Annotated in this window: 12 protein-coding genes; 5 read left to right on the top strand and 7 right to left on the bottom strand. The window is 45.1% G+C overall.

Annotated elements, in window-relative coordinates; genetic code table 11:
* Window positions 1-420: 420 nt before the first annotated feature.
* The 3 genes from Q1A41_RS11595 to Q1A41_RS11585 form a co-directional block, all read right to left on the bottom strand.
* Entirely contained in the window at window positions 421-1,467 is a 1,047-nt protein-coding gene (locus Q1A41_RS11595; protein WP_299978869.1) for an ABC transporter ATP-binding protein, read from the bottom strand.
* Window positions 1,468-1,637: 170 nt separating this feature from the next.
* A complete protein-coding gene (gene argF, locus Q1A41_RS11590; protein ID WP_299978866.1) occupies window positions 1,638-2,546 on the bottom strand; it encodes an ornithine carbamoyltransferase in 909 nt (302 codons plus the stop codon).
* 20 nt (window positions 2,547-2,566) lie between these two features.
* Window positions 2,567-3,730 (bottom strand): aspartate aminotransferase family protein, encoded by a 1,164-nt coding sequence (locus tag Q1A41_RS11585; protein WP_299978863.1) that lies wholly within the window; start codon window positions 3,728-3,730, stop codon window positions 2,567-2,569.
* Between the two features lie 307 nt (window positions 3,731-4,037).
* Between Q1A41_RS11585 and grxD the strand changes: the two genes are divergently transcribed.
* Together grxD and Q1A41_RS11575 are read left to right on the top strand one after the other, a co-directional pair.
* Complete coding sequence (gene grxD / locus Q1A41_RS11580) at window positions 4,038-4,370, top strand: Grx4 family monothiol glutaredoxin (protein WP_299774889.1); 333 nt, start codon at window positions 4,038-4,040, stop codon at window positions 4,368-4,370.
* A 303-nt stretch (window positions 4,371-4,673) separates the two neighbouring features.
* Window positions 4,674-5,021: a DUF805 domain-containing protein gene (locus Q1A41_RS11575; RefSeq protein WP_299978860.1), complete on the top strand. Its 348-nt coding sequence runs from the start codon at window positions 4,674-4,676 to the stop codon at window positions 5,019-5,021.
* Between the two features lie 56 nt (window positions 5,022-5,077).
* Here Q1A41_RS11575 and Q1A41_RS11570 read toward each other — a convergent pair whose 3' ends face one another.
* The 4 genes from Q1A41_RS11570 to Q1A41_RS11555 form a co-directional block, all read right to left on the bottom strand.
* Window positions 5,078-5,689, bottom strand: a complete 612-nt coding sequence (locus tag Q1A41_RS11570; RefSeq protein ID WP_299978858.1) for a DUF3365 domain-containing protein — start codon at window positions 5,687-5,689, stop codon at window positions 5,078-5,080.
* 82 nt (window positions 5,690-5,771) lie between these two features.
* A complete protein-coding gene (locus tag Q1A41_RS11565; RefSeq protein ID WP_299978855.1) occupies window positions 5,772-7,613 on the bottom strand; it encodes a GGDEF domain-containing phosphodiesterase in 1,842 nt (613 codons plus the stop codon).
* Window positions 7,614-7,775: 162 nt separating this feature from the next.
* A complete protein-coding gene (gene bfr / locus Q1A41_RS11560) occupies window positions 7,776-8,243 on the bottom strand; it encodes a bacterioferritin (RefSeq protein ID WP_299978852.1) in 468 nt (155 codons plus the stop codon).
* A 321-nt stretch (window positions 8,244-8,564) separates the two neighbouring features.
* Window positions 8,565-8,774, bottom strand: coding sequence for a bacterioferritin-associated ferredoxin (locus tag Q1A41_RS11555; RefSeq protein WP_299978849.1), 210 nt, complete (start codon window positions 8,772-8,774; stop codon window positions 8,565-8,567).
* 358 nt (window positions 8,775-9,132) lie between these two features.
* Between Q1A41_RS11555 and Q1A41_RS11550 the strand changes: the two genes are divergently transcribed.
* From Q1A41_RS11550 to Q1A41_RS11540, 3 genes are all read left to right on the top strand, one after another.
* Window positions 9,133-9,735, top strand: coding sequence for a peroxiredoxin C (locus tag Q1A41_RS11550; RefSeq protein ID WP_299774878.1), 603 nt, complete (start codon window positions 9,133-9,135; stop codon window positions 9,733-9,735).
* Between the two features lie 413 nt (window positions 9,736-10,148).
* Entirely contained in the window at window positions 10,149-13,433 is a 3,285-nt protein-coding gene (locus Q1A41_RS11545) for a TonB-dependent receptor (RefSeq protein ID WP_299978847.1), read from the top strand.
* Between the two features lie 94 nt (window positions 13,434-13,527).
* The gene (locus tag Q1A41_RS11540; protein ID WP_299978844.1) at window positions 13,528-15,492 is read left to right on the top strand and encodes a prolyl oligopeptidase family serine peptidase; all 1,965 of its coding nucleotides are present in this window, start codon (window positions 13,528-13,530) and stop codon (window positions 15,490-15,492) included.
* Window positions 15,493-15,571: the final 79 nt, after the last annotated feature.

Here is a 15,571-nt window from a genome sequence, read left to right as displayed (position 1 = left end):
AATCAGCCCCTTAGCCCCGAATAGCTTATTGAGTGAATATTTCACTTGTGTTTTGTGGGGTGTCGAAACACTAAAACCCCTATATCTAGGGGCTCAACAATCAATACACACAAGATAATGCGCTTGGGCTTGAAAATCAATAGAAAGATTTTGGGGGTATGCTGTGGATAAGTTGTGATTTTATTGCTGTGTCAGTGAGCACTAATCTCTAGGCCTTAGTCCATCTGGGCCCGAGCCAGTTATAGGCTTTATTCAGGCTTGGGGAAAAAATTTATACTTTCTCGATATCAATTTTTGAAAATTTATAATGAAAAATTAGCCTCTGCTAGAGATTTTGAATACGAACTGAACCAATGCGTAAGCATGGCACTTAAAGTGGCCTTTTTCAGTTTTATCCCTCTTAAAGGACAGCTAGGTTGTCTAAAGTGTGAAGGCTATGCCATGGTCTGCACTGAGCTGGATTTTTAGTTGCTCGCCGAGCTGGCAGTCGATGTGACTGCCAAGGGCGGCTTCGACCCGGCTACCGGTCGGCAGTCTAAGGGTATAGAGGTTAGCAGTGCCCGTGAATACCTTATGTACCACCTCGGCCAATTGGCCATGCTCTTGCCCTGGCACGATATCGTCAGGGCGCAACAAAACGTCAACCCGAGTGCCGGCAGCTTCGCTTAAGGTACAGGGCACTGGTCCAAGTTCGGTGTCAATATGCCCGTTTGAACTAATGATGCCGGGCACAAAGGCTCCTCGCCCAATAAAGTTGGCGACAAAGCGAGTTTGGGGTTGGTGGTAGAGTTGGTAGGGGCTGGCCCACTGTTCTATTTTACCCGCATAAACCACGCCGATATGGTCGGCAAATGCAAAAGCTTCTTCTTGATCGTGGGTCACCAAGATGGCCGTTGTACCTTGTTGCTTTAAAATATCTCGTACTTCCAGAGCAAGCTTGCGGCGTAACTCCACGTCTAGGTTGGAAAAGGGTTCATCAAGTAGCAAAAGCTTAGGCTTTGGCGCCAGGGCCCGTGCTAACGCGACACGTTGTTGTTGGCCACCAGAAAGCTCATGAGGGTACCGCTCGGCTAGCCCGCTTAAATTGACCAGGTCTAGTAATCGCTGCAGCTCTGTAGATTGCTGTTGATGTGTTTGCCCCTTTAAGCCGAAGCAAATGTTTTCGCCAACCGTTAGATGTGGGAATAACGCATAGTCTTGGAACACCATGCCGATCTCTCGCTTTTCCGGAGCTAGGCTATGTGCGGAAGAACTTATTTGCTGATTAGCTAAACATATTTGACCTTGAGCTAAGGGGTGAAATCCAGCAATGCTGCGAAGAACCGTGGTCTTACCACAGCCGCTTGGCCCTAGTAGGCAGGCAATATCACCTTCTTGCATTGTAAATGACAAACCGTCTACAACAGGTTTATCTTGATGACCGTTGTAATAACAGCCTAGGTCTTCTACGAGAAGGTGAGGGCTCAAAGTGGTATCCAGATAAAATAAAGCGACGGCGAATTATAAACCTATTTTCTTGGCTTAACACGAGTCAAAATAAAGGTGTACTTAGCGTTTGAAGTATTAGCTGGGTGTAATGCGCCTCAGCTAATACCCTGCAAGGCTATATTGCAAGCCTTACTATAATGCAAATGCGTTTAATGTTGAGCTAGTAAAAATTCCATCAGTGCCTTTTGGGCGTGTAATCGGTTTTCAGCTTCATCCCAAACAACGGAATCATCCTGATCTAAAATTGTTTCGCTCACTTCCAGGCCTCGATACGCCGGTAGGCAGTGCATCATAAGTGCATCGCTGTTTGCCAGGCTCATGAGCTCTTCATTGACTTGATAGCCTGTAAACGCTTTTTCACGAGCAAGCTTTTCTTCTTCTTGGCCCATCGATGCCCATGTATCGGTAACAACCAAGTCGCTGTTGGCGACGGCTTGCTTAGGGTCGCGAAACAGTTCAATACGCTGTTTATTCAGTGCCATAAGTTCGCTATCCGGCTCGAAACCTTCTGGGCAGGCGATGTTTAATTTGAAATCGAACTGCCTAGCTGCGTTGATATAGGATTGACACATATTGTTGCCATCGCCCACCCAGCTGACGGTTTTACCGGCGATATCGCCGCGATGCTCCCAATAGGTCTGCATGTCTGCCAACAGTTGGCAGGGGTGGTAGTCATCGGTCAAGGCGTTAATCACAGGAACAGTTGAGTGTTGGGCAAAGGTTTCTACAATGTCATGTCCGAAGGTGCGGATCATTACGATATCAACCATGCGTGATAATACTCGAGCAGAATCGGCAATCGGTTCACCACGACCTAGCTGGGTATCATTGGAAGACAAAAAGAGGGCGCTACCGCCCATTTGTGCCATGCCTGCTTCGAAGGATACTCGTGTGCGGGTGGAGGACTTTTCAAAAATCATACCCAGCACTTTGCCAGGTAAGGTTTTATCCTCAGAGTCTTGTTTGCGAAGTGCTTTCAGCTCAACGGCGCGCTCAATAACTTGTTTAAGTTCGCTTGGGTTGAGATCCAAAAGTGTTAAAAAGTGTCTAGGCTTCATAGGGCTTCTCCGCGTAATTCTCAGTCTTCACGCACTATGTCGTTGATGATGGCGATAATATGGTTGACCTGTTCTTGATTGATAACAAGAGGTGGTAAAAGTCTTATTGTACTGCCAGCAGTTACATTAATAATAAGACCTTTCTGCCAGGCCTTTTCAACCAGCTGGCCACAGTTTTCATTAAGCTCGATGCCTACCATCAAGCCCTTGGCTCTAATTTCTTTTAGTTTTTCGCAATCCTTTAGGGCAGTAGTTAATCCTGTTAACAATTGTGCGCTGCGTTCGCGCACATTATTCAACAGTTCTTCTTTGCGAAGCTCATTAACGGTCGCTAAGGCGGTTGCGCAAACAAGTGGGTTGCCACCATAAGTTGAACCATGGCTGCCAGCTTGTAATAGCTCGGCGGCTTTACCAGCAGCTAAACAAGCACCAATGGGTACACCGTTACCTAGGCCTTTAGCGGTAGTTAGAACATCGGGTTTTATGTTGTTGTGCTGGAAGGCAAAATATTCACCAGTACGGCCATTGCCTGTTTGGATTTCGTCTAGCATCAACAAGCAATCATACTGATCGCAGATTTGACGTAAGCGCTGCAGATAATTTTCGTCTGGAACTCTTACACCGCCCTCACCTTGAACGGGTTCCACCAGAATAGCGACAACATTACCGGCTTTGCATAGTTCCTCAATGGCGGCAGGGTCGTTGTAAGGGGCGTGTTTAAATCCATCAACTAAAGGAGAAAAGCCTTCTTGAACCTTGGGATTGCCTGTGGCCGATAGTGTCGCCATCGTGCGGCCGTGAAAACTACCGTGAGTGGTAATCACAATGGGCTCGGCTATGCCTTTAGATTTCGCATATAGGCGCGAGATTTTGATGGCAGCTTCATTCGCTTCAGCACCGGAATTGGAAAAAAACGCTCGCTCCATGCCGCTAATCTCGCACAAAGCCTGTGCTAGCTGCTCTTGTCGCTCGATGTTGAACAGATTGGAGGTGTGCAGCAGTGTGCCGGCTTGCTCGGTAATTGCCTGGGTGACTGCAGGGTGGCAGTGTCCAAGGCCACATACGGCGATGCCGCTTAGCGCGTCTAGGTAGCGCTTATTGCTATCATCAAAAAGATAACAGCCTTCGCCACGGCTCAAGCTATGGCTTCTATTGCCATAGTTGTTCATTAAATATTGACTCATGATCTTTACTACTTGCTATGTTGCGATTAAGTCGCTGTTTTAATTGTTAGTGGTCGTATGAGCAAAGCTTAGCAGTGGGCAGCATAGCTCGATAAACCAACGACCAAGCCCTCCATCATAAATGAAAATAAGTGCAAAAGCATTGAAATTACTGGTTAGTGGGCTTGGCTTTCGGGTAGAATACCGCAGCTTAGTGCTTGGGTATTAAATGCTAGTGCAATGGGTAGTCTGATTAGATTATTCAATTAGCTAGATACGGCCCAGCTCACACCCACAAGATATATAGATAGCGTTAAAAGGTTAGCCCATGGATATTTTGGATACCATCAAACAGCAAATTGAAGAGAATACTGTACTGCTTTATATGAAAGGTTCTCCTAATGCACCTCAGTGTGGTTTTTCCATGCGTACTTCACAAGCTGTAATGGCCTGCGGCCAGCGTTTTGCTTATGTCGATGTGTTGTCCAACCCTGAGATTCGTGAAAACTTGCCTAAATATGCCCAGTGGCCAACATTTCCACAGTTGTGGGTAAATGGTGAGCTTATTGGCGGTTGCGATATCGTAACTGAGATGCATGAAAACGGTGAGCTAAAGCCATTGCTTGAAGAAGCTACAGCGGCCGGTGGTGAAGAGGCCTAATTTTCTTAGGTCCATTTTGGGTCGTATTGCTTTAGAGTGAAAAAACGCCGGCAAATAGCCGGTTTTTTTTACTTCTATTCTAGGTCTTGGCGTTGAATTAGACGGTTATAAGCTATAGCTACAATGTGGCTCACTAGAAATCGTTGGTCCATATTTTTGCCTACTCTTAAGCGCCCAACAAGGTATTGTTGCCCTTGTTTCTCACAATTGCTGCTGTATGATATTCCTCTTGTTCATATTGATAGAACAAATATAAATAGCGTTTTTAAACGTTACTAAAGATAGTGTCATTAGGAGTAAATTATGGAATATTTTATGGATGCCCTTAAGCGATATGCAGACTTTAGCGGTCGCGCAAGGCGTAAGCAGTACTGGATGTTTGTTCTGTTCTACTTTATTTTTTCAATCGTTGTTACGATTGTAGATAGTATTTTAGGTACGGCATTCCTGGGCATGATCTTTGGCTTGGCGATGTTAGTTCCTTCGTTGGCAATTGGCGCGCGTCGTCTGCATGATACTGGCCGAACCGGCTGGTGGCAGTTGATTGCATTAATACCGCTGATCGGCATGATTGTGTTGATCGTGTTTTACGTACAAGACAGCCACCCTGATAATGAGCATGGCCCAAACCCAAAGGCGGGTGAAGCTTAATTATTATCTTGGCGATCTTCACGACTTCTTAGAAGATCGCCTTGAACCTGCTGGCTTTATTGTTCTTGAAGCCAGCTTCGTATAACAAAAGCCCCTCTAATATCACCTAAGCTGTAAGCCGTTGCTTTATCATTTGGGTATAGCTCATTAAGCTTTGCGGATAAGCTAGAATTCAATTGTGAACCATGGCAGTTAAGACATAATCCTTGTGTGGGAATTGGACTCATAAATTCTATTGCCACTTTGCCGTTGGACTCTAAAACTCTATAGCGAAAACCCGCCTTAAGCCCTTTGCTTTGTAGCTGATCAAAAGCCCGTAGTTGTTCCGCCTGCCAGGTGGTTGCTTGGTTGTTTTCGTTGCGGACTTTAAGTGAGGTTCTGCTTGCGCTAATAAGTGTATGGGGGTGCTCTGCTTTAAGCTGCTCTGAGATTTCGGGAGCGGCGATATTGCATTGGGAGATGCCGGCTTCTAGACCGCCACTTTTGACGGCAGATATCAGGCGCTCCTTTAATCTTCCAGCCAGCGTTTTACTGATGGTTTGGTTGAACACAATGGCCTGCTTTAGTTGTTGAGGGGTGATAACGGTACTTTTGGGAGTTAGCCCAGAAGCGAATCCATTAAAAGCTTGGCTCGTTAATAGGCTGCAAAGCAGTATTTGGCGAATCACGGTGAATGCCCTCTGTATTTAATTTAGATTATTCTAATATAATAGCTTGAAACATGCTACAGGTAGGCATTTGTCTATGAGTTTATTTGGCGATTTTCAGTACAGGTGGACGTTTTACCGTTTGTTCTAGCAGGCTAACAAAATCAGCCTCGGGTAAAGGGCGGCTTAATAAATAACCTTGAATCATCTGACAGCTATGCTGGCTCAACCATTGAAGTTGTTGATCCTCTTCTACGCCCTCAGCAACTAATTGTAATTTCAGCTTCTGGGCAAGATCGACGATAAACTCGGTTACAGTGGGGTTGTCTAATAGCTTGTCGACAAATATTTTGTCTATTTTTAAGGTGTCTAAAGGCAGGCCTTCTAATTGACCTAGATTGGAAAACCCTGTGCCAAAGTCATCCATGGCGACAGATATACCCATATCCCTTAGGACTTGTAATTGATTTTTAATGTCTTCTCCGTGAGCGAGGTAGCTTTCGGTGATTTCGATCTCAATCAGGCGGGGGTCTAGCTTGTTATCCTCGATAATGCCTTTGACCATTTTTAATAAGGAAACACCATTCAGTAAGCTGGTCGGGGAGAAGTTGGCGGCAATTTTTATTGATATCCCTTGCTCTTGTAGTTGTTTACCAAGCAGCCAAGACTTTTCCATGATGACCTTGTCAAGATCGGCAATCAAATTACACTCTTCGGCAAGTTTGATGAACTCAAAAGGCGATATATTCTCACCCTTATACTGCCAGCGCGCTAAGGCTTCTGCGCCGACTATTTTTTCGGGTTGATGGCAGTCGTATTTTGGTTGGAAGTGGACTTGTAATGATTTTTCACTAATTGCTTGACGAAGACCTTGTTCAAGGTCATTACGTCGATTAACGCTCTCTAGAATGGATTCGTTTACAAAAGCGTGATTCAGTTGCTGAGACTCGGCAAACTGCAGTGCGGCCGATGCAGATTGCAGGCATTCACTAAAGCTATCCTTGGCGCCGTTATTGAAAGCAAGTCCGCAATGTATCCCCATACTGACATTATGCTTATCAATAGACTCGATAGCGCGAATGCTGCCTTCGAGTTCGGCAATCAATAAATCAAGTTCAGTTTTGCTGCGTTCAGTAATGATGACAAACTCTTTGGCAAAATTTCGTCCCAGAAAGTCTTTGTTACCAACGGCAGATATCATTTTTCGACTGGCAACCCAGATGGCGCTATCACCTGCAGAAAAGCCATAGGTGTCATTAATCTGCTTGATTCCATCTAGAGTGAAAAGCAGTAACCAGTAGCTCTGTTCTCGGTTGGCCAGGGCTTCTGCATGCTCGTTAAGGCAGCGACGATTGGGAAGTTGAGATAAGGGGTCGCTATTGGCTTGCATGTAAAGCTGTCGGTTGAGCTGAACAATGATATTAGTGGCTAGCACAAGAGCAAGTACGCTGTAACTGATAAGGTGTATCCAAAAGTGGCTTTGGCTCAAACCCGTTACTGCAGCAAAAGCTAAGGCTATACAAGTGGCCCAAGTGTATAGATTGCGTGTCTGATCGCTTTTTAGCCCAATGGCTGCTATAGCAAACAGAGTGACTGCCTCAAAGATAGGTAGCCAAGAAAACGGGATTACTGAGCCTGTGAGGATTAAAGTACAGCAAATAGCGGCTAATCTTGCTGCTGAAAGGGGCCATGTTTTTATTACATAATTGGCCAGCAAGAGACTAAGGGCCGCGCTTATCAAAAGCTGCGAAACTACCACATTGGCGCTTAGGTATAAGCTTAAAAAATATCCGGCAAATGCAATTGCTGCTCCCAGCAGTATTTTGCCGCTGTTTTCTAGGTGATATCGACAGCTAATGATGACTAGCAGCAGTAGGCTGTATACCACGGTATTGCTCGCGCTTAAGAAGTGCTCTAGCACAAGTTGATCTCCAATCGTCTTCAATCAGGCTGCTGTTGATACGCTTCAGCCTCTATTTTCCCTGATTTGAGTATAGCTAGAGATTTTGTAGCTGCGCTAATGGGAGCTTGCAGTTGGTCGGAAATAAGAAGAGGGGGGTGGACCTAGGTGACAAAAAAGCCCGGTCACGATCCGGGCTTAAGAAAATTAACCAGCTTTCGATTGGATGTAGTTTTGTAGGCCCATTTTATCGATAAGGTCTAGCTGGGTTTCTAGCCAATCTACATGCTCTTCTTCTTCGCTGAGGATTTTTTCTAGCAGGTCACGACTTACGTAATCTTGTACTGACTCGCAATAAGCAATGGCTTCGCGAAGATCGGGTATGGCTTGCAGTTCAAGGCGCATATCGCACTTAAGCATTTCTTCGGTATTTTCACCGATCATCAGCTTACCCAAATCCTGTAGATTAGGGATGCCTTCTAAGAATAAGATGCGCTCGATAATGTCATCGGCGTGCTTCATCTCTTCGATAGATTCTTTGTACTCGTGTTCGGCCAGCTCTTTAATGCCCCAGTCTTTGAACATTCTTGAATGTAAAAAGTACTGATTAATGGCAATCAGTTCATTGGCCAAAACCTGGTTCAGGTGCTCAATTACTTTGCTGTCGCCTCTCATAGTGGAATTCCTATCTAGCTATCGGTTTATCGCGGCTTGCGGTACATCGCTCGATTCTGCCTATAGGTTGGCAGATTAGCTTAGTGTGGCCCTCGCAACCTTCTAAGTCAAGCCTGTGATGGCTCTAAGTTGTTGATTTTCAAGTAAAAATTAATGATATTGAATATGATTATCAGGTGCTTTTAGCTTAGTGGGGTGCATTGTATGTTTAAGCGGCAGAGTGCTTCAAAACAATTTGCCAGCTATAGCAGGTGTTATTGGGTAGATGGATTTAGAAAGGGGGGAGCAATTTGGTGGGTAAAGCGGGCAGACAGAGGTTTATTAATTGGCTGCGTAAAACAGGGATTCGTTGGCGTCAAGATTACGCTGCTCTACAGTTTCCTGCACGATTTCCTTCGTTAGAATGCCGCACTTACCACATTGAGACATGACGCCCAGCTGTTTACGAACCTGACGCAAAGAGCTGGCACCGGCGCAAACCGCATCGCGGATCTGGCTATCGGTAATTCCTTTGCAAAGGCATACGTACATGGTGAATTAAGGCTCTACGGATCAATTTGGCGGTATGTTATTGTTAATGATAATGAGTGTCAATAAAATTTGCACTTAATTCTGACTTGCATCAACAAAAATTGATAAGCGGATCTATCGATACTATTAAAAAAAACAATGGGACAGGAAATATAAGGGGTGTATTATAGTTTTCAGCTATTACACAACCTGTCTTTGATTGTTTTTTGCGCGACAAGTGCTTGCTGTTTTAAAGCTGTAACAAGGCTTTTAGTAACATCAAGAATGCGCTTAAAGCGAGCAGGCGATAGCACACTGTATTTTCGGGCTCAGCATTGGCTGGGCCTTTTATATGTTTCTTTATTAAGGGAGAACGAATATGGGCGTTTTAGTTGGTAAGCAAGCTCCAGACTTTACAGCACCAGCAGTTTTGGGTTCTGGCGAAATCGTAGATAGCTATAACTTAGCTGAAGCTACTAAGGGCAAGAAAGCGGTTGTTTTCTTCTACCCGCTGGACTTCACCTTTGTATGTCCTTCTGAGCTATTGGCTTTCGATCATCGTATCGCTGAATTCGAAAAGCGTGGTGTTGAGGTTATCGGTGTTTCTATCGATTCCCACTTTTCTCACAACGCATGGCGTAACACCCCAGTAAACGAAGGTGGCATTGGCCCAGTTAAGTACACCTTGGTTGCTGATATGAATCACGCTATCTGTCAGGCATATGATGTTGAGTCTGCTGGTGGCATGGCTTTCCGTGGTTCTTTCTTGATCGACGAAGATGGCTTGGTACGTCACCAGGTAGTTAACGATCTTCCTCTAGGTCGTAACGTTGATGAGATGCTACGCATGGTTGACGCTTTGGCATTCCACCAAGAGCACGGCGAAGTATGTCCTGCTGGTTGGACCGAAGGTGATAAGGGTATGACTGCCTCTCCAGACGGTGTTGCTGCGTACTTGAGCGAGAATGCTGATAGCTTGTAATAAGCCTAAGCAAAACTCCTCTAAAAAAGCCGCTAGCGAAAGCTAGCGGCTTTTTTTGTGTCTTGAATAGGCGCATAGGTGAGCGTTTGCCATTAGGTAGAATAAAGAAGAGGGGATGGAGTGGCCGATAGGGGGCAAAGTCAGATGCGCTTGAGTCGTGGCCTAATTTGGCTTGTCGAAATGGTGAGCAGTAGGGGCTGCCTATTAATCAGGCAATTATGTGGGAAATTCGGTTTTAACTTACATATGACGACAAAAGTAGCAAAAAAGTTCCAAATTTTAATATTTTTTTTGAGGGCGAGGTTTTTACTTTCGTTAAGTTTACGTTAACCCTTTATGAAATTTTTGTCATGTCATATTTGGCGAAGTTATATAGGGGGTGAATAACAACTATAAAACATCGGAGAGTATGTATGATCGATCGTCATAAGACCGCAATGTGGCAGCTAAAGCCTCTAGCGGCTGGTGTATCTGTTGCAGCCTTGATTTCTGCGGTATCTTTCCCGGCGTATGCCCAGGAAATTACCCAGCAGCAGGTTGAAGCCCAGGCTGAAGAGCAGGTAGAGCAAAGTTCTGGCCGCTTGGCCAAAAACCGCGATATCGAGGAGGTGGTAGTAACCGGTTCTCGTTTGAAGCGTGACACTTTTAGTAGTGTATCGCCTTTGCAGGTAATTAATGCTGAAGGCGCAAAAGATGTGGGTTTGATTAACCCAGCAGATATTTTGCAGTCTACCGGTGCCGCCGCTGGTCAGCAGATCGATTTGACCTTCTCTGGCTTTGTATTGGATAACGGCCCTGGTTCGCAAACTGTAGACCTACGTGGTCTAGGTGCTGGTCGTACCTTGGTATTGTTGAACGGTCGCCGTTTGGCTCCTGCCGGTGTTGAGGGCGCTCCGTCTGCTCCAGATTTGACCTTGATTCCTTCGGGTATTGTTCAGCAATATGACTTGCTGTTGGATGGTGCTTCATCTATCTACGGTTCTGACGCTGTAGCGGGTGTGGCTAACGTTATCCTGAAAAAAGATTTCGATGGTTTGGAGGTGAGTACTTTCACAACCATGCCTGAGCACAGCAATGGTGAAGAGACCACCTTGACTGTAACTTGGGGCAAAAACTGGGATCGTGGCTTTGTTGGTTTTGGTTTAGATTATTCTGTAGCTGATTCTGTCGCGTTTGATGATCGCCCATGGACTGCTGGCTGTGATAAGCACCGTGAGATTGGTTTGGATGGCAACATCTATTCTGAAGAGCGCCGTTATGAAGAAACTCTTGGTATGGTTACTACAGGTGGTTGTAAGGTAACCTCTAGTTTAGTTGGCCGTACAATCGTCCCGAGTGCAGGTAGTATTTATTATACGCCTGGTAGCTCCAATGGTGGTTGGGGTAACTTTACTGAAACTAACCTTTTTGGCCTTGGTATTGATATCAATGGTGATGGTGTCGCTGATACTTCTTATCAGGATTACAGTCAGAACGGTAATCAGGGTTATGCTCATTTATACCCTGATCAAGAAACTACTAATGCGATGTTTTATGGTGAGTACACCTTTGACGGTGACATGAACCTTACTCCATACTTTGAGACTTTGTACTCGAAGCGTGAAACTACCGCTTTGAACGACGAGCCACAACTGTTTCCAACAGTACCGGCAAACAACCCGTTTAACCTATGTAACCCAGACGGCGTAAATGGCGTTGACTGTGGATTGGCATATGACGAGTTGCTAACTAACCCTGCCTTTGCTGAGCAGGTTCGTGCGCGTTACGGTGGTACGCCAGCTGATTTTGGTTTGCTAGTAGGCCCAATTGGCGCTGCTTCGACACAGCCGGTTGTGAATGTTCGTGGTGATCGTAATATCAGTAACGTCGAAATTGAACTGTTCCGCTTTGTGGGTGGCTTGCGTGGCGATTTGCCTCAGTTGAACATCGGTTCAATGAGCGATTGGACCTTTGATACCTATTGGTCATTTAGTAAGTCAGAAGGTGATTCAAGTCGTCCGGGTATTCGTGGTGACCGTTTAAGCTTATCCTTGAATACTACCATTGAGGATCCTAACAACCCTGGTTCATATATCTGTGGTGCAGATAACAATGGCGATGGTATCCCTGATGGTACTGACGGTTGTGTGCCTGTAAACATGTACGCACCCTCCCTTTACACTATTGGTGTAGGTGACTTTGCTACACAGGCCGAGCGTGATTACTTGTTTGATACTCGTGATTTTAAAACTGAATACTACCAGAGTATTTTCTCGGCTTTTGCAACGGGTAACCTATTTGAGTTGCCGGCCGGTAATGTGATTGCGGGAATTGGTGCTGAAATTCGTGACGACCGCATTAAATCTATTCCTGATGATGTGGCTCGTGATGGCTTGTTCTTTGGCTTCTTCTCTGACGGTGGCGCTACAGGTAGCAAGTACACTCGCGAGATGTACGCTGAGGTTGAAGTACCTCTATTAGCTGACAAATTTTTGGCTACTGAGTTAACTGCGAACTTGTCTGGTCGTTATACCAAGGACGAGCTATATGGTAGTGCTTCAACGTATTCTGGTAAAATCGCTTATCGACCAGTAGATTCCTTATTGCTGCGCGCGACTTTCGGTACCTCTTATCGTGCTCCGAACCTGCGTGAAAACTTCTTACAGGCCCAAACTGGTTTCAATGATGTATTCGATCCATGTTTAATACCGGGTGATGCTATCGATCCTATTAATGGCGGCTACAACCCTGCTCTAGATGACCGTGGTCCTGAGGTTTTGGAAAACTGTCGAGCGCAAGGTCTGGATCCTACATCCTTAGAAAACAATGGCTTCAATACATACAGTGTTGAAATCGCTGAGGGTGGTAACAGGGACTTGCTAGAGGAAACTTCTGACTCTTTCACTGTTGGCTTTAGCTTCGAGCAGCCATTTTTTGAAGAGTTTGACCTAACCTTAGGCATGACTTACTACGATATTGATATCGATAACTCCATTGTTGAGCCATCTGCCCAATTCTTGGTGAATGATTGTTACTATACGACCACTGTGAGTACTTTCTGTGGCAATATTCAGCGTGGTTCTGATGGCTTGATTGATTATGTCGATGCGGGCTTTATTAACCGTGATAATGAAACTGCTCGTGGTATCGATATCAACTTGTTGTGGAAGCAAACTGTAACAATGTTTGACTTGCCATTTGATCTAAGTGTTGATGCTCGTTTCAACCGTTTGATCGAGCGTTCTACTACCTTCACCAACGATGAAGGTGAACAGGATTACGACAATGATGTAGGTGAGTTTGGTTATGCTGAATGGCGTAGCAATACCGCCTTCCGTGTAGAGTATGGTGATTACCGCTTTACTTGGGCAGTGCGCTATATCGGTTCTGTAGAGCAAGAGTTTGAAGGTATTGACGCTTACAGTGACGTTTATGACACCAACGATACTGGTTTCACTTCTGATACTTGTGTGGGTGTTGCAAACGGTGGTACGGACTGTCGCGATGTAGGTTTCGCCGATAACTACTTCAAGCATGACGTTTCTTTCTACTACAATGGTGATGTTTGGACTATTGGTGGTGGTATTCGTAACGTATTTGACGAAGCTCCACCTCAGGTTGATGGTAACGAAGTGTTTGCTTTGAATAACACTCCAATTGGTGTTGGTTACGATTTACGTGGCCGTACCTTGTTCTTCGAGCTAGGGCGCAAGTTCTAATTTGAAGCAAATAAAGCCCGCGCTTGCGGGCTTTTTTTTCCTTTGTTTTTCTAAAAGTGCCAATTTCGGCATCAAAATAACAATGGTGTGATGTATGAAAACACTAAATTTGGCTCAGTTATTATTACTGTCCTTTTCGGTGATGGGTGCTGCACTACTAAGTGCTGCAGAGCCCTATCCTCTAGACTATTTCGCCGTGCGCTCAGCGGTGTCTAATGTGGAGGTTTCTCCAAATGGAAAGCATGTGGCCATGCTTTCCAATCCTTCGAAAGACGGCGATCCGTATATCGAGGTTTATAAAACTGACAGCTTAAGTGCGAAACCTTTTCGCTTAAATGCTGATCCAATGGAAATTACCAGCTTTTATTGGGCAACAGATGATGTGATCGTTTTCCGTGCAAGGCAGCAAGTTCGCGATAAGATCGATGGTTTTAATCAAGGTGTATATGAATTTGTTCTAGCTTCTGTAGATATTAAAAAGAAGAAGATCAAAAAGTATGAGCAAGCTGGCGCGAGTATTTCCAATATTTTACCTGCAAAAAAGAACAAGGTGATTTACTCCTTTGTTCCTGGAAACTTTAAGAGTTCTAAGCTTTCCAGCGCATTCCGCCCTCGCGCTTATTACGAATTAAACCTTAAAACAGGCGCTAAGCGATTGTTGTTTCGTGGTAAGGTTTCCATGGGGCAAGTTGAAACGAATGGCGAAGGTAAGCCTTGGTTGGCGCGAGGTTTTGATATACAGACTGGAACTCTTAGTTGGTATGCTCGCGTAAATGGTGAGGGTGAGTGGGAAGAATTCTACAGTCAACACGAAGATAGTTTCGAAGAGTTTAGTGTAACTGGTTACGATACCGAGAAGCCCAACATCTATTTTGTAGTTGCGAACAACGGTAAAGATAAAGCCGGTTTGTGGGAGTATGATGTTAAGGCCAAGAAATTTGGTGAATTAATCTATGCTCGCAAAGATGTCGATATCGTCGGCACCTTGTCTCATAGTAACTATTGGACTGATCCCGATAAGCAAGTAGCTGTAAGCTACACTACTGATCGAACTCATCGTGAATTCTTTGATGGCCAAGAGGCTGCAGTTTATCAGCAGCTTCAAGGCATAGTGCCTAATGCATACTATCTTCGAGTTAACAGCCGTTCTCGTGACGGTAATACCTTAACGGTATACAACCAGGGTCCTCGTGATCCAGGCTCTTATTACCTTCTTCATAAAGGTAATTTCAACAAAATTGGTAGTACTTATCCATTGCTGAAGCCTGAAGGTCTGGCTGATGTTAAATATATTAAGTACAAAGCTCGTGACGGTCGAACCATTCCTGCTTATATCACGGTTCCTAATGGCAAACCTCCTTTCCCGGCTGTGGTAATGCCGCATGGTGGTCCGTTTGTTGCTGAAGGTATTCGTTACGATGAGTGGGCGCAGATGTTGGCCAATAACGGCTATCTAGTATTGCAGCCGCAATATCGAGGTTCGCGTGGTCATGGCATGGAGCATTATCTATCGGCATTTAACACTGAGGCTGGTGGCCAAGGTGGCTACAAAATGCAAGATGATAAAGACGACGGCATGATGTACTTGGTAGAGCAGGGCTTGGCGGACAAGGATCGCTTGGCATTCTACGGCTGGTCATATGGTGGTTATGCGGCGCTAATCGCAGCCGCGCGTACGCCGAATATCTATCAGTGCTCAATTGCGGGTGCTGCAGTGACTGATAACCAATACCAGGTGAACCACTATCGAGCTCGTATTCGTGGTGCGGGTAAGTTAGAGCAACTGCGTATGTGGGATGACAGTATTTCACCTATTGAAGAAGTGGAAAAGGTGAATATTCCATTGTTGGTGATTCATGGTTCTGTGGACCAGCGTGTACCACCTGCCCATGCTCGAAAGTACATGGATGAAGTGAAGAAGCACGGTAAGAAAGTTTCTTATGTGGAGCTCGATGGCGCTGATCACTTCTCTAATACCCTGTTCTACAATCATCAAAAGGAGCTGTATGAGTCAATTATCGGCTTCTTGAAAAATGAATGCGGTCCAGGCGGCTTATAAGCCATAGGCACTATTCTGATCAAAAGGGGCTTTTAGCCCCTTTTTTTATGCATTTCAGATTGATACAGTGATTGTGTAT

The organism is uncultured Pseudoteredinibacter sp., assembly GCF_947502065.1.
Lineage (GTDB): Bacteria > Pseudomonadota > Gammaproteobacteria > Pseudomonadales > Cellvibrionaceae > Pseudoteredinibacter.
This window is presented reverse-complemented; position numbering and strand designations above follow the sequence as displayed.

Excerpts from the sequence above, each read along its gene's own strand:
- Q1A41_RS11540 (WP_299978844.1), top strand. The coding sequence starts at position 13,528 with ATGAAAACACTAAATTTGGCTCAGTTATTATTACTGTCCTTTTCGGTG.
- Q1A41_RS11575 (WP_299978860.1), top strand. The coding sequence starts at position 4,674 with ATGGAATATTTTATGGATGCCCTTAAGCGATATGCAGACTTTAGCGGT.
- Q1A41_RS11545 (WP_299978847.1), top strand. The coding sequence starts at position 10,149 with ATGATCGATCGTCATAAGACCGCAATGTGGCAGCTAAAGCCTCTAGCG.
- Q1A41_RS11550 (WP_299774878.1), top strand. The coding sequence starts at position 9,133 with ATGGGCGTTTTAGTTGGTAAGCAAGCTCCAGACTTTACAGCACCAGCA.
- argF (WP_299978866.1), bottom strand. The coding sequence starts at position 2,546 with ATGAAGCCTAGACACTTTTTAACACTTTTGGATCTCAACCCAAGCGAA.
- bfr (WP_299978852.1), bottom strand. The coding sequence starts at position 8,243 with ATGAGAGGCGACAGCAAAGTAATTGAGCACCTGAACCAGGTTTTGGCC.
- Q1A41_RS11585 (WP_299978863.1), bottom strand. The coding sequence starts at position 3,730 with ATGAGTCAATATTTAATGAACAACTATGGCAATAGAAGCCATAGCTTG.
- grxD (WP_299774889.1), top strand. The coding sequence starts at position 4,038 with ATGGATATTTTGGATACCATCAAACAGCAAATTGAAGAGAATACTGTA.
- Q1A41_RS11555 (WP_299978849.1), bottom strand. The coding sequence starts at position 8,774 with ATGTACGTATGCCTTTGCAAAGGAATTACCGATAGCCAGATCCGCGAT.